At 71.7% G+C, this 13,591-nt stretch carries 13 protein-coding genes; 2 read left to right on the forward strand and 11 right to left on the reverse strand.

What is annotated here, in order from left to right; translation table 11 throughout:
- Positions 1-72: 72 nt before the first annotated feature.
- The 4 genes from ACFWBB_RS10135 to ACFWBB_RS10150 are packed head-to-tail and all read right to left on the reverse strand — an operon-like array spanning position 73 to position 2,461.
- Positions 73-261 (reverse strand): ferredoxin, encoded by a 189-nt coding sequence (locus tag ACFWBB_RS10135; protein ID WP_385269083.1) that lies wholly within the window; start codon positions 259-261, stop codon positions 73-75.
- Positions 262-277: 16 nt separating this feature from the next.
- On the reverse strand, positions 278-1,090 hold the full coding sequence (locus ACFWBB_RS10140; protein WP_385269085.1) for a mycofactocin-coupled SDR family oxidoreductase: 813 nt from the start codon (positions 1,088-1,090) through the stop codon (positions 278-280).
- A 7-nt stretch (positions 1,091-1,097) separates the two neighbouring features.
- Complete coding sequence (locus tag ACFWBB_RS10145; protein WP_385269087.1) at positions 1,098-1,319, reverse strand: hypothetical protein; 222 nt, start codon at positions 1,317-1,319, stop codon at positions 1,098-1,100.
- Complete coding sequence (locus tag ACFWBB_RS10150) at positions 1,316-2,461, reverse strand: amidohydrolase family protein (protein WP_385269089.1); 1,146 nt, start codon at positions 2,459-2,461, stop codon at positions 1,316-1,318. Before ACFWBB_RS10150 ends, ACFWBB_RS10145 begins: the two co-directional genes overlap by 4 nt.
- A 177-nt stretch (positions 2,462-2,638) precedes the next feature.
- Between ACFWBB_RS10150 and ACFWBB_RS10155 the strand changes: the two genes are divergently transcribed.
- The gene (locus ACFWBB_RS10155) at positions 2,639-3,502 is read left to right on the forward strand and encodes a mycofactocin-coupled SDR family oxidoreductase (protein WP_385269091.1); all 864 of its coding nucleotides are present in this window, start codon (positions 2,639-2,641) and stop codon (positions 3,500-3,502) included.
- A gap of 7 nt (positions 3,503-3,509) precedes the next feature.
- On the opposite strand, the gene ACFWBB_RS10160 is transcribed toward ACFWBB_RS10155, so the two are convergent.
- The 5 genes from ACFWBB_RS10160 to ACFWBB_RS10180 form a co-directional block, all read right to left on the reverse strand.
- A complete protein-coding gene (locus ACFWBB_RS10160) occupies positions 3,510-4,490 on the reverse strand; it encodes an NADPH:quinone oxidoreductase family protein (protein ID WP_385269093.1) in 981 nt (326 codons plus the stop codon).
- Complete coding sequence (locus ACFWBB_RS10165; protein WP_385269095.1) at positions 4,487-5,656, reverse strand: acyl-CoA dehydrogenase family protein; 1,170 nt, start codon at positions 5,654-5,656, stop codon at positions 4,487-4,489. Before ACFWBB_RS10165 ends, ACFWBB_RS10160 begins: the two co-directional genes overlap by 4 nt.
- A 17-nt stretch (positions 5,657-5,673) precedes the next feature.
- On the reverse strand, positions 5,674-6,441 hold the full coding sequence (locus ACFWBB_RS10170; RefSeq protein WP_385269097.1) for an SDR family NAD(P)-dependent oxidoreductase: 768 nt from the start codon (positions 6,439-6,441) through the stop codon (positions 5,674-5,676).
- Between the two features lie 10 nt (positions 6,442-6,451).
- A complete protein-coding gene (locus ACFWBB_RS10175; RefSeq protein ID WP_385269099.1) occupies positions 6,452-7,600 on the reverse strand; it encodes an acyl-CoA dehydrogenase family protein in 1,149 nt (382 codons plus the stop codon).
- Positions 7,601-7,716: 116 nt separating this feature from the next.
- A complete protein-coding gene (locus tag ACFWBB_RS10180) occupies positions 7,717-9,186 on the reverse strand; it encodes a FadR/GntR family transcriptional regulator (protein WP_385269101.1) in 1,470 nt (489 codons plus the stop codon).
- A gap of 256 nt (positions 9,187-9,442) precedes the next feature.
- Here ACFWBB_RS10180 and ACFWBB_RS10185 point away from each other — a divergent pair, with 256 nt between their 5' ends.
- A complete protein-coding gene (locus tag ACFWBB_RS10185; protein ID WP_385269103.1) occupies positions 9,443-10,651 on the forward strand; it encodes an acyl-CoA dehydrogenase family protein in 1,209 nt (402 codons plus the stop codon).
- A gap of 129 nt (positions 10,652-10,780) precedes the next feature.
- Here ACFWBB_RS10185 and ACFWBB_RS10190 read toward each other — a convergent pair whose 3' ends face one another.
- Positions 10,781-12,442, reverse strand: a complete 1,662-nt coding sequence (locus ACFWBB_RS10190; RefSeq protein ID WP_385269105.1) for an OB-fold domain-containing protein — start codon at positions 12,440-12,442, stop codon at positions 10,781-10,783.
- On the reverse strand, positions 12,439-13,584 hold the full coding sequence (locus ACFWBB_RS10195; RefSeq protein WP_385269107.1) for a thiolase family protein: 1,146 nt from the start codon (positions 13,582-13,584) through the stop codon (positions 12,439-12,441). The genes ACFWBB_RS10190 and ACFWBB_RS10195 overlap by 4 nt, the downstream gene beginning before the upstream one ends.
- Between the last annotated feature and the right edge of the window lie 7 nt (positions 13,585-13,591).

The raw sequence follows: 13,591 nt of genomic DNA on the forward strand, positions 1-13,591 counted from the left end.
GCCTTCGAGCCGTGGGGCTCAGCCATGCCACCCGGCGTCATGTCACCCGGCGCCATGTCACCCGGCGCCATGTCACCCGATGGTGATCGCCCGTTCCGGGCAGGCGGACTCCCCGTCACGGGCGGCCTGTTCGAGGCCCGCGGGAACCTCTCCCTCGAAGGGCAGCGCATAGCCGTCTTCGTCCAGGCGGAAGAGTCCCGGTGCCGCCGCGGCACACCGCGCGTGCCCGGAGCACGCCGACGTGTCGACCGTGATCTTCAATGCGATCCACTCCGTTCTACGGCTTGTTGGTCGATCCCGCGTCGACGGTGAACTGCAGTCCCGTGACGTACCGCGCCTCGTCCGAGGCGAGGAACAGGACGGCGTTGGACACGTCCCGCGGCTCGACGTACGGGGCGAGGGGGTTCATCGCGGCGAGGGCGAACAGCGGTTCCCGGGCGGCGAGTTCCTCGACGGGCACGCCGACGGAGATGCCCGTGTCGCTGACCCCCGTGGGGTGGACGGTGTTGACCCGGATGCGGTGCGGAGCCAGCTCGTTGGACAGTGCCTTCATCAGACCGACCACGCCGTGTTTGCTGGCCACGTAGTGGGCGTACGGCACATGACCACGGATCCCGGCGGCCGAGCTGGTGATGACGATCGAACCGCCCTGCCCGGCCTCGATCATCCAGGGGATCGCGGCCCGCGCGGTGTTCCAGGCGCCCTTGAGGTTGACGTCGACGACGATGTCCCAGACCTCCTCGGACAGCTCCCAGGCGGCGCCGGAACTCATGACCCCGGCGTTGGCCACCACCACGTCGAGCCGCCCGAACTCGGTCCGCGCCGCGTCGACCGCCGCCCGCACCTCGACGATCGAGCGGACGTCGGCCTGTACGGCGACACACCGCCGGCCCGTCGCGCGCACCGACTCCGCCGTCTCCTGCAGCTGTTCCTTCGACGCGAGCGGATACGGCAGCTCGTCGCCGATGTCATGGCAGACGTCGGTGACGACGACGTCCGCGCCCTCCTCGGCCAGTCGCACGGCGTGCGAGCGGCCCTGCCCCCGCGCCGCTCCCGTGATGAGCGCGACCTTGCCCTCCACACGTCCCATGGCGGCCTCAGCCCTCTTCCGAGTGGTCGGTCAGTTCCTCGGCCGCCTCGCGAAGGGCGCGCAGCCGGGACCGGAGGAGATCTCGCTCGGCCTCGTCGGAGTCACCGAGTCCGGCGAGGCGTACGTCCGTCTCGGCGATCTCCGTGAGGAGGCGGCCGTGCGCCTCCTCACGGGTGAGCAGGTCCAGGTCGGTCCAGTCGGACCGCTCGGACTCCGGGCGCCGGCTCATGCCGGGAGGTTGTACAGGCGGCGGGTGTTCAACTCCACGATCTTGTGCACCTCGTCATCCGGTACGTCGGCCAGGACCTCGGCCGCGTAGGCACGGCTCTTGGGCCAGTAGGAGTCGGAGTGCGGGTAGTCGCACTCCCAGGTGATCCTGTCGATGCCGACGTGGTGGCGGACCTCGACCCCGAAGCGGTCGTCGATGAAGCAGCCGTGGAAGTGCTTGTGGAACAGCTCGGAGGGCCGCACGCTCTGGTTGACGTTCTGGTAGAAGCGGTGCCGATCCCAGGTGCCGTCACTGCGCTCCAGCAGGTACGGGATCCAGCCGATCCCGCCCTCCGACAGGCCGATCTTCAGCTTGGGGTGCTTGTGCAGCACCGGGGAGAAAAGCAGGTCGGCGGTGGCGAACATGGCGTTGCAGCCGAAGAGGGCGATGGTCACGGCGAAGGGGGCCTCGGGAGCCGTCTTCGGGGGCTTGCCGGAGGTGCCGAAGTGCAGGCACAGCGGCATGTCGGTCTCTTCGGCCGCCGAGAACATGGGGTCCCAGTGGTCGGTGTGGAAGGAGGGCAGGCCGCGGGGGGCGGGGTTCTCCGGGAAGGAGATCGCCTTCGCCCCCTTGGCCGCGGTCCGGTGGATCTCCGCGACACAGGCCTGTACATCCCACATCGGCATGATGACCAGGGGGACGAGCCGCCCCGGCGCGGTGGCGCACCACTCGTCGAGGACGAAGTCGTTCCACGCCCGCACGCACAGCAGCGCCAGCTCACGGTCCTTCCCGTCGAGGAAGACGTGGCCGGAGAACCCCGGGAACGACGGGAAGCACAGGGCGCCCCACACCCCGTCCAGGTCCATGTCGCGGATCCTGGCCCTGGGGTCGTAGCAGCCCGGGATCATCTCGTCGTAGCGGGTCGGTTCGAGGCCGAGCTCCTCGGGTGTCTTGCCCGCGACGGCGTTGAGGCCGATGTACGGGTAGACGCGGTCCTCGTAGACCCACACCTCGGCGGGCGCCTGTCCCGCTCCCCGCGGCTGCTCCACGATGCGCGGCCCGTCCTGCCGGAACCTCGCCGGCAGACGGTCCGACCACAGTCGCGGGGGCTCGATCAGATGATCGTCGGTCGACAGCAACTTCATCCATGGCTGCAACGGCATCCTTGTGCTCCCTCGGTCTCGGGGACTCTCTAGCACTGGGCGCATTACGTGCACTGATCGCGTCCCACTCAGTGGTGGCGGGCCGGAAATCGACAAGAAATGGCGCCATTCCTGAGGAACCAACAATTCCTCACCCCGCCATTAAGGCTACTCTTTCGTGCGACGGAAGGAGACCCCATGGGTCGAGTGCAGGACAAGGTCGTCTTCATCACCGGAGCCGCGCGCGGACAGGGACGGGCCCAGGCGGTCAGGCTCGCCGCGGAAGGGGCCGACATCATCGCCGTCGACCTCTGCGAGGACATCGCCACCAACGGCTATCCGCTGGCCACCGAGGACGACCTGGCCGAGACGGTGCGGGAGGTCGAGAAGCTGGGCCGGCGCATCGTCGCCCGCAAGGCGGACGTGCGTGATCCGGCGGCGCTCAGGGCGGCCGTGGCCGAGGGGGTGGCCGAGCTGGGACGCCTCGACGCCGTGGTCGCCCAGGCCGGCATCTGTCCGCTGGGTCCCGGGCAGAGCGCGCAAGCCTTTCTCGACGCGATCACGGTCGACTTCAACGGGGTGGTCCACGCGGTCGACGCGGCCCTGCCCCATCTGCCCGACGGCGCCTCGATCGTCGCGACCGGATCCATCGCCGGGCTGATCCCGGCGACCACCGACAACCCGGCCAACGGGCCCGGCGGGCTGGGCTATTCGTTCGCGAAGCGTCAAGTGGCCTCGTTCGTACATGACTTGGCGACGGTTCTCGCGTCCCGGCGGATCCGGGTCAACGCGCTGCATCCCACGAACGTCAACACCGACATGCTCAACAGCGATCTGATGTACCGGTCGTTCCGGCCCGACCTGGAGAACCCGGGGCGGGAGGACGCGCTGCCCTCCTTCCCCGCGACGACCGGCTTCGGCATCCCCTACGTCGAACCGGAGGACATCGCCGACACCGTGCTCTTCCTGGTCTCCGACGAGTCCCGCTACGTCACCGGCATGCAGATGCGCGTGGACGCCGCCGGATACGTCAAGCGACGCCCTCAACTTCCCACGTTCTGACAGATGTTCAGGAGGCGCCGGTCAGGTCGATGACCACCTTGCCGGTGGTGCGGCGTTCCGCCACGTCGGTCAGCGCCGACGCCACCTCGGCGAGGGGGTGAACGCGGGAGACGAGCGGGCGCATCCCGTCCCGGACCATCCGGGCGAGCGCCCGGTCGCCGGCGGCCACCGCGTCCGGGGCGTACTGCCGCAGCAGGCGGATCTCGAAGCCCCGTACGACCGCGTCCTTGAGCAGCACCAGGTTCAGCGGGATCCGGGGGATCCTCCCGTCGGCGTAGCCCACGGTCACGAACCGGCCGCTCCGCCGCAGCGCGCGCAGGGCGGCCTCGGAGTGGTCGCCGCCCACCGGGTCGACCACGAGGTGGGCGCCGTCGCCGGTCACCTCGCGGATCCGCGCCCTGAGGTCCTCGCGCACGTAGTCGACGCCGGCCTCGGCGCCGAGTTCGCGGGCGACCGCGAGCCGTTCCCGGCTCGACGCGGCCGCGACCACGCGCATCCCGAGCCGGGTCGCGATGTCGACGGCCGCGGAGCCGACCCCGCCGGCGGCCCCGAGCACGGCCGCCCACTCCCCCGCCCTGCCCTGCCCGACGGTGACCAGACAGTGGTAGGCGGTCGCGTAGGTCACATGGAAGGCGGCGGCGTGGACCATGTCGAGCCCGTCGGGGACAGGGCGCAGGCCCGTGACGGGGACGACGACCCGCTCGGCGAAGGCGCCCGTCAGCACCGCCCCGGCCACGGGAGTGCCCACCGCGGGGCCGGAGACCCCGGGTCCGAGGGCGGCCACGACGCCGGCGAACTCGCTGCCGGGGGTGAACGGCAGCGGTGCGGACACCTGGTAGCGGTCGGCCACGAGCAGGACGTCGGGGAAGTTGACCGCGGCGGCGTGTACGTGGACCAGGACCTCGCCCGGCCCGGGCTCGGGATCGTCGAGTTCGACCACCGACAGACCCCCGGGTGGCCCGTACCCCGTACAGCGTGCGGCTCTCATCGCGCCCTCCCCGTGGTAGGCATCGCCGGGTCGCGGGGCAGGCCCAGCACCTGCTCGGCGATCGTGTTGCGCTGGATCTCGGCGGTGCCCGCCCCGATGGTCGAGGCCCGGGTGCGCAGGAATCCCCGCACCCAGCGCCCTCGTTGGACGGCGTGCGGGTCGCCCCGGCCGAGGATCCCGTACGGCCCGAGCAGGTCCACGGCGAACTCGTGGAGCTCCTGCTCGAACGTCACGACGAAGAGCCGCGAAGTCGAGGACGCGGGTCCGGGTTCACCCTTCGCCATGATGTCGGCGATGGTCCGCATCCCGGTGAGCCGCATGATCGACACCCGGATCTCGAAGTCCGCCAGCCGGTCGCACACCAGCGGGTCCGCGGTCGCCCCGCGTGCGTGCGCCAGCTCGATCAGCTCGTCGAGCACACGGCGGTACAGGGCCGCCTGGTTCATCGCACCGGCCGCCCGCTCGTGGCCGAGGCTCGTCCGCACCAGCGGCCAGCCGCCGTTCTCCGCGCCGACCCTGTCGGCCACCGGCACGCGTACGTCGTCGAAGAAGATCTCGCAGAAGTGCGCGTCCCCGGTGAGGTCGCGCAGCGGGCGTACGGTCACGCCCGGGGCGTGGGCGTCGATCAGCAGGTAACTGATGCCGTCCTGGCGCGAGTCCGGAGGTCCGGTGCGGACGAGGGTGAAGAGGACGTCGGCGACGTCGGCCGAACTGTTCCACACCTTCTGCCCGTTGACGACGTATTCGCCTCCCTCCCGGCGGGCTGTCGTGCGAAGCGCCGACAGGTCGGAGCCCGCCTCCGGCTCGGAGTAGCCCTGTGCCCATACGGCGTCCCCGCGCAGCATGGGGCGCAGGAAGCGTTCCTTCTGCCCGAGTGTGCCGTACTTGATCAGGGTGGGCGCCGCGATGCCGAGTCCGGTGCCCAGAGGGCCCGGGACCCGGGCTCCGGCGTACTCCTCCTGGTAGATCACCTGGCGCGCGAAGTCCAGGTCCATCCCGCCGTACTCGCGTGGCCAGCCCGGGCCCGCGTACCCGGCGTCGAACAGCGTGGCGAGCCAGGCCTTGTGCCAGGCCAGCCGTTCGGCGGGGTCCTTCGGGCGCCGGCCGGGGTGGTGGCCGGTCAGGAATGTGCGCAGAGCGGCCCGGAAGTCGTCGGCCGAACTCATCGGATCCCTCAGCCCGTTCAGCGCGGAGCCATGCGCAGGGCGCCGTCGAGACGGACGGTCTGGCCGTTGAGGTAGGGGTTCTCCAGCATCTCGACGGCCAGGCGGGCGAAGTCGTCGGGATCACCGAGGCGTCTGGGGTGGGGCACGGTCGCGGCGAGTCCGTCGCGGATGTCGGTGCGCAGCCGGCCGAGCATGGGGGTGTCCATGATTCCCGGCGCGATGGTGTTCACCCGGATCTGCCAGCTCGCCAGGTCACGGGCGGCGACAAGGGTCATGCCGTGCACGCCCGCCTTGGCGGCGGTGTAGGAGGTCTGGCCGATCTGGCCGTCGAAGGCGGCGACGGACGCGGTCAGGACCACGGCTCCGCGGTCGCCGTCGACGACGTCGTTGCCGGAGAGGCGTGCGGCGGCCAGGCGCAGCACGTTGTACGTGCCGATCAGGTTGACGCGTATCACCTCGGCGAACGTGGCCAGTTCGCCGGGGGCGCGGTCGCGGTCGACGATGCGGGTGCGGTCGCCGCCGCGTCCCGCGCAGTGCACGACGAAGCGCAGCGGACCGGATTCCCGCGCCGCGTCGAGGGCGGCCGTGACCGAGGCCTCGTCGGTGACGTCGGCGCGGACGAAGCGGGCGGGGTCGCCGAGGTCGGCCACCGCCTTGACGCCCTGCTCCTCGGAGATGTCGGCCAGGACGACTCGGCCGCCACGGTCGACGAGGCGGCGCGCGGTGGCCAGTCCGAGGCCGGAGGCGCCGCCGGTGACCAGCGCCACTGAACCGTCGATGTTCACTTGGGACTCCTCACAGGCCGAGGGACTTGCTGATGATGGTCTTCAGGACCTCGCTGGTCCCGCCGTAGATGCGGGTCACCCGGGCGTCGGCGTACAGCCGGGCGATCGGGGACTCGAGGATGTAGCCGTGGCCGCCGTGCAGTTGCAGACAGCGGTCGACGACGCGGCCCTGCGTCTCGGTGCAGAACAGCTTGGTCCTGGCCGCGTCGGCCGGACCGAGTTCGCCGGCGCCCAGCGCCGTGAGCGCCGTGTCGAGCAGGGCCTGGGACGCCTCCAGGTCGGCGGACATCGAGGCGAGTTCGAACTTCGTGTTCTGGAAGTGGGCGACCGGTCTGCCGAACACCGTCCGGTCGCGGACGTAGGCGAGGGTCAGGTCGATCGCGGCGCGGGCCTGGGCGACGGCGCCGACCGCGATGGCCAGTCGTTCCTGGGCCAGGTTGCGGCCGAGGTGGGTGAAGGCGGCGCCTTCCTCGCCCAGCAGGCTGGCGGCGGGGACCCGGACGCCGTCGAAGGACAGCTCCACGGTGTCCTGGGCCGGGAGGCCGATCTTCTCCAGCCTGCGCCCGACCGTGAACCCGGGCATGCCCTTCTCCACCACGAGGAGGGAGAGCCCGGCGCGCCGGTCGTCCGGGTCGGTGGCGGTGCGGGCCACGACGATCACCAGGTCGGCGTGGTGTCCGCCGGTGACGAAGGTCTTGGCGCCGTCCAGTGTGTAGTGGTCGCCGTCGCGCACCGCCCGGGTCGTGACGCCTGCCAGGTCGGAGCCCGTGCCCGGTTCGCTCATCGCGATCGCGGTGTACAGCTCGCCCGAGGCGAGTCCCGGGAACCAGCGGGCCCGCTGCCCGGCGTCGGCGAGGCCGGTGAAGTACGGCACGACCACGTCGAGATGGGTGCGCAGGCCGCCCAGCGTGACGCCGGCGCGGGCGCACTCCTCCTGGATGACGACGTTGAAGCGGTAGTCGTCGCGGCCGCCCCCGCCGTACTCCTCCGGGACGGCCGTGCCGAGGATGCCGAGCTTGCCCATCGAGGTGAACAGCTCGCGGGGGACGAGTGCGGCGCGCCGCCAGTCCTCGTACACCGGGAGCACCTCGCGGGCGAGGTAGTCACGGACCAGGAGACGGAAGTCCTCGTGGTCCTGTTCGAACAGGGTCCGTCGCATCGGATCTCCTTCGACCGTCGACCCTATTCAGTATACGCAATTAGCTCGTCCGGCATAGCAGAACGCCCCATGCCACAGAGCAATGGGCATGGGGCGTCTCAGATCAGTTCACTGAATCAGTGCCACCAGGGAATGAGAGCGTCCAGGTGACGGCGCATGCGATGGCGGGCGACTCCCGCGTCGCCCTGGACGATCGCGTCGAGAATGCTTTGGTGGACGTGCTGGACCTCGTCGGCCGCGGTGTCTCCGGGCAGCGGCCGGTCGTGGCCCGAGGCGTGCCGGCGGAACAGCTCGGTGATGATGGAGAGGAAGAGCGAGAGCACCGGGTTGTCGGACAGGGCCGCCAGTTCGGAGTGGAACAGGTCGGCCTTGCGCAGATCGCCGACCGGGCCCTCGGTGGGCCGGCGGACCGCCTTCGCGAGGCGCTCCGCGACCTCCGTGTCCCCCTCGGCGTGCCGGGCGGTCACCCGGGCGACGCTGCCGAGTTCGATGGCGTTGCGGACGATCCGCAGGTCGTCGGCGGTGACGCCCTGGTACTCGAGGAAGAGCGCCATGGTGTCGATGCTGGCCTGCGGCTCGGGCGCGGTGACGACCAGTCCGCCACCGGGGCCCCGGCGCATCCGGGCGACCTGGTGGTACTCCAGCAGCCGTACCGCCTCCCGCAGGACGGCCCGGCTGATCTCGTAGCGGGCCAGCAGATCGGCCTCCGAGCCGAGGACCATGCCGATCTGCCGGCCCCGCGCGGCGATGTCGTCGTGGATCCGGGCGGCCACCACCTCGGCGAGCTTGGCCCGTGGGCCTTCGACCAGCTCGGGCTCGACCACGTTCCCCGAGATCCGCTGCCCGCGGCGCACCCGGTGCTTCTCGATCCAGGCGGCCACCGACTCCAGATGCGCGGTGAGCTCGCTCTGCGCGCGTGCGCCGTCGTCGGCGATGACGGCGTCGACCACCGCGCGGTGCTCACGGTGCGAGGTCTCCTTCGCCGCGTGCATCTCCGCCCTGGAGATCCGCCGGGAGGTGTGCGCGTACCGGGCGGTCAGGCGGGTGAGCACGTCGATGAACAGGTGCAGCACCGGGTTGCCCGACAACCGTCCGAGCACCGGGTGCAGCGGGTCCTGCGAATGGACCGACGGGTCGTCCCAGTGACCGCGTTCGGAGTCGAGCGTGGCCCGGAGCGTGGCGATGCCCTCTTCGGTGATGCGGTCGGCGGCGAGGCCGGCGGCGATCGGCTCGAGGAGCTGGCGGGCCCGGAGCAGGTCGGTGACGCTGGTTCCGACGTACTCCAGGTAGATCACCATCGCCCGGGTCGCCGGTCCCGCGTCGGGGGCGCAGACGATCAGGCCGCCGCCCGGGCCGCGCCGCATCCTGGCCACCTGGTGGTGCTCGACCAGCCGCACCGCCTCGCGCAGCACCGCACGGCTCACCCCGAGCTGCTCCCGCAGGTCCACCTCGGAGCCCAGCGACTCACCGACGGGCCAGCCCCGGCGGATCACGGTCGCCTCGATGCGCTGAGCGGTCTGAGCGGCCAGCTTGCCGACCGGGATACCGGTCTCGCCGTCGGGCTCGCGGTCGACGGCAGTCGCCATGGGCCAACTCCTCTGAGGGGACATTGCGGATCCCCAGTCTATTGGCCACCGGGGCGCGGAACGTGCGGGACGGACGTCCCGCGCCGAGATCGGGGTACTGATTCTGCCGTCTGGGCCCTGGCGACGGACCTGATGATCCCGTTAGAGTACCCTCTATTCGAGATCACTTGCATGAGGACCCGTACAAGGACCCGCATGAGGGCCTGTACCGGGGGCCTGTATGAGGATCAGCTTGAGGACCGAGGAGCCGGCGGCGATGCGACTGGAACCCGCACCCGAACTCGAGGCGTTCCGCAGGAAGGTGCGCGCCTTCGTGGCGGAGCACGCGCCCGGGGCCAAGCCGCACTCCGGAGTGCGCGCACCCGACCCCGCACTGATGCCGGCGATCCGGGAGTGGACCGCGAAGCTGTACGGGGCGGGCCTCCTCGGCATCGACTGGCCCGCCGAGTACGGTGGCCGGCCGGACGCCCATCCCCTCGAACCGGCCGTCGTCGCAGAGGAGATCGCCCGCGCCCGCACCTGGCCGCCCGTCGGCGCGGCCTCACTCGCCTCGGCCGCCCTCCTCGACTTCGGCACCGACGCACAGCGCGCGCGTTTCCTGCCCCGCATCCGCAGCTGCGCGGACGTGTGGTGCCAGCTGTTCAGCGAGCCGGAGGCGGGCAGCGACCTGGCGGCGCTGCGCACCCGGGCCCGCCGCGAGGGCGAGGGCGAGGACGCGGTGTTCGTCGTCGACGGCCAGAAGGTGTGGACGACCAACGGCCGGCACGCGGACATGGGTTACCTGCTCGCGCGCACCGACACGGACGCCCCGAAGCACCGGGGTATCACGGCGCTCGCGCTGGACATGCGCAGCCCCGGCGTCGACGTGCGGCCATTGCGCGAGATCACCGGGACCACCGACTTCAACGAGGTCTTCCTCGACGGTGTCCGGATACCGGCCGCCGAGGTGATCGGCGGGGTGAACGACGGCTGGCGGGTGGCGATGAGCAGCCTCGGCCGTGAACGTTCCGGCGTGGCCGCGCGCGGCGCCGAGCTGTCCGCCGTGCTGGACGACCTGGTGCGGCTCGCCGAGGAGACGCCGGTCGGCGGCCGGCCCGCCCTCGACGACTCCGCCACCCGGCAGGCGATCGGTGAACTCGCGGCACGGGTACAGGTGAACGCCGCGATGACCGGTCTCGCGCAGTCGAGGATGCTGCACGGCACGGAGCGGCCCGAGGACGCCCTGCTGGGCAAGGTCTTCTTCAGCGAGCTCAATCACGACCTGGCCGACTTCGGGCTGCGCCTCCAGGGCACGGACGGACTGCTCACCGAGGACGACCCGGAGGCCGTGGCGGGCGGGTGGTGGCAGGACGCGCACCTGTACTCGCGCGCGTACACGATCGCGGGCGGGGCGAACGAGGTGCTGCGGACACAGGTCGCCGAGCGCGGGCTGGGGTTGCCGCGGGAGCCCCGACGACAGGGGTGACTGGACCGACCGGTCGACACATGGTCCGTCGAAACGACGAGAGGGCACCCGTCACCTCGTGGCCGGCGCCCTGCAAAAGGCCGGAGCGCCGTCCGTCGTCTTCGACGGCCACATGCGAGCGAAGGCCGTCTACTCGGCCTTCCTCAGCAGCATCGCCCCCGACGGCACTCCCCCGCCCGCCGTGACCACGGCCACCCGGGCGCCCCCGACCTGGCGGCCGTCCGCGTCGCCGCGCAGTTGCAGCATGGCCTCGCGGACGAAGCCGTAGCCGTGCAGCCGGCCTGCCGAGAGCTGGCCGCCGTGCGGGTTCAGCGGGAGGTCGCCGTCCAGGGCGATGGTTTTCCCCCCGGCGATGAAGTCGGTCGCCTCGCCCGGCCCGCAGAAGCCGAGTCCCTCGATCCAGGACAGGGCGTTGAAGGTGAACCCGTCGTAGAGCAGGGCGACATCGACATCGGCGGGGGTGAGGCCGGTGCGGGTCCACAGGTGTGCGGAGGGGCCGTGCGACTGCGGCAGGTGGATCAGGGTGTCCTGGTCCCAGCTGAGCCGTTCGAGTACGGCCGTGCCGACCGACTCCACCAGGACGGGCGGCCGGGGGCGGTCGTACGCCGTCTCGATCGCCGACACGACGACGGCCACCGCGCCGTCGCACGGGACGTCGCAGTCGTAGAGACCGAACGGGGTCGTGATCAGGCGGGCATCGAAGTAGTCGTCGAGCGTCATCGGGGCGCGGTGCAGGGCCTCGGGGTTACGGGCCGCGTTCGCCCGCGCGGTGACGGCGATCGCGCCCAGTGCCTCCCGCCCGACGCCGTAACGGTGCAGGTAGTGGGAGGCGTTGCAGCCGATCCACTGGGCGGCGGACATCGCTCCGAAGGGCGCCCGGAACTCGAACATGCCGGTGGCGCGGCCGCTGCCGGAGTGCCAGCGCCCGGACCGCAGCAGCGCGTTGTGGGAGGACTCCCACACGGTGCGGAAGCACAGCACGTGCCGGCACAGCCCGGCGGCGACCGCGAGCATGCCCGCGGTGATCGAGCCGATCTGGCCCGGCACCTCACGCGCGCCGTTGAGCCAGGTGGGCCGCAGTTGCAGGGCCTCGGTCAGGGCGGTGACGCCACCCTCGCTCATGCCGTCGGGACTCGGCCCCGGGTAGGTGGAGAGCCCGTCGATCTCCTCGATGCCGAGCCCCGCGTCCGCGACCGCGGCCAGGCAGGCGTCGACGGTCAGGGAGAGCGGGTCGGCCATGAGCCGTCGGCCCACACGTGACTGCCCCACACCAGTCAGCGCCACCCGGTCCTCGTACTTGTGGGGCGAGGCCATGGGCCGCAGGGCGGTGCGGATCTCACGGGGTTCGGGCAGCGGGCCGGGCCCCTCGGCGGCCTCGGCCTGCGGGTCGGGCTCGAACAGGGGGGCGTACACGTCCTCTTCGAGCCGCTCGAAGCGCACCCTGACCCGCATGCCGACGCGCACCTCGTCCGGCCCGCAGCCCACGATGTTCGTGGTCAGCCGCGCCCGGTCGTCCTCGGCCAGGGCGACCACGGCGACGACGTACGGCGGCGGGAACCCCGGCAGCCAGGTCTGGTGGTTGACACTGAACCCGACGACCACCGCCTTCCCCGAGACCGGTGCCAGGGCCGGCGCCCGGCCGCGGCAGGACGGGCACAGCGGCAGCGGCGGATGGAAGTACCGTCCGCAGTGCGCGCAGTGCGGGATCCGCAGCACCCCGTCGGCCCCCGACCGCCAGAACCCCGCACTGGCGAGGGTGGGTTGGGGCAGCGGACGCTCCACGGCGGTCATCGCAGCAGCTCGATGACCGTGGCGTTGGCCGTGCCGCCGCCCTCGCACATGGTCTGGAGCCCGTAGCGGAGGTCCTCGCGCCGCATCCGGGCCAGCAGCCGGGTCATCAGGATGGCGCCGGAGCCGCCGAGCGGATGGCCCACCCCGATCGCCCCGCCCAGCGGGTTGAGCCGCTCGGGGTCGGCGCCGGTCTCGGCCAGCCAGACCAACGGCACAGGGGCGAACGCCTCGTTGACCTCGTACACACCGATGTCGCCGATGGACAGCCCGGAGCGGCGCAGCACCTTCTCGGTGGCGGGGACCGGGCCGAGCAGCATGGTGATCGGGTCCGCGCCGCTGACGGCTCCGGTGTGGTAGCGGGCGATCGGGGTGAGACCGAGTTCGCGGGCCTTCTCCGGGGTGGTGACGAGCAGGGCGGCGGCGCCGTCGGAGATCTGGGAGGCGTTCCCGGCGTGGATCACGCCGTCCTCCTTGAACGACGGCTTCAGACGCGCCAGGGTCTCGACCGAGGTTCCCCGCCGCAGCCCCTCGTCCACACCGAACGTGGTTCCGTCGACCTCGATCGGCACGATGTGGTCGTCGAAGACGCCCGCGTCGATCGCCGCGGCGGCCTTCGCGTGCGAACCGGCGGCGAACTCGTCGAGCCTGGTGCGGGTCAGCCCCCAGCGTTCGGCGATGAGTTCGGCGCCGATGCCCTGACCGAACTCGAACCCGTCGTAGCGGGCGAGGACGGCGGGACCGTACGGCTGTCCCGTGATCCGGTGCGAGCCGAGCGGCACCCGGCTCATGGTCTCGACGCCGCCCGCGACCACGAGGTCGTACTGGCCCGCCATGACCGCGTGCGCGGCCTGGTCGACCGCCTGCTGGCTGGAGCCGCAGGCCCGGTTGACCGTGACGGCGGGGACGTGTTCGGGCCAGCCGGCGGCGAGCACGGCGAACCGGCCGACGTTGCTGGATTGGTCGCCGACCTGGGTGACACAGCCCCAGACCACGTCGTCCACGGTGCCGGGATCCACGCCGGTGCGCTCGACCAGGGCGTTCAGCACCCGGGCCGACAGATCCGCCGCGTGGACGGGGGCGAGCGAGCCGTTGCGCTTGCCGATCGGGGTGCGTACGGCGTCGACGATGACGGCGTCTCGCATGAGAGCT

This window comes from Streptomyces sp. NPDC060000 (genome assembly GCF_042737375.1).
Lineage (GTDB): Bacteria > Actinomycetota > Actinomycetes > Streptomycetales > Streptomycetaceae > Streptomyces.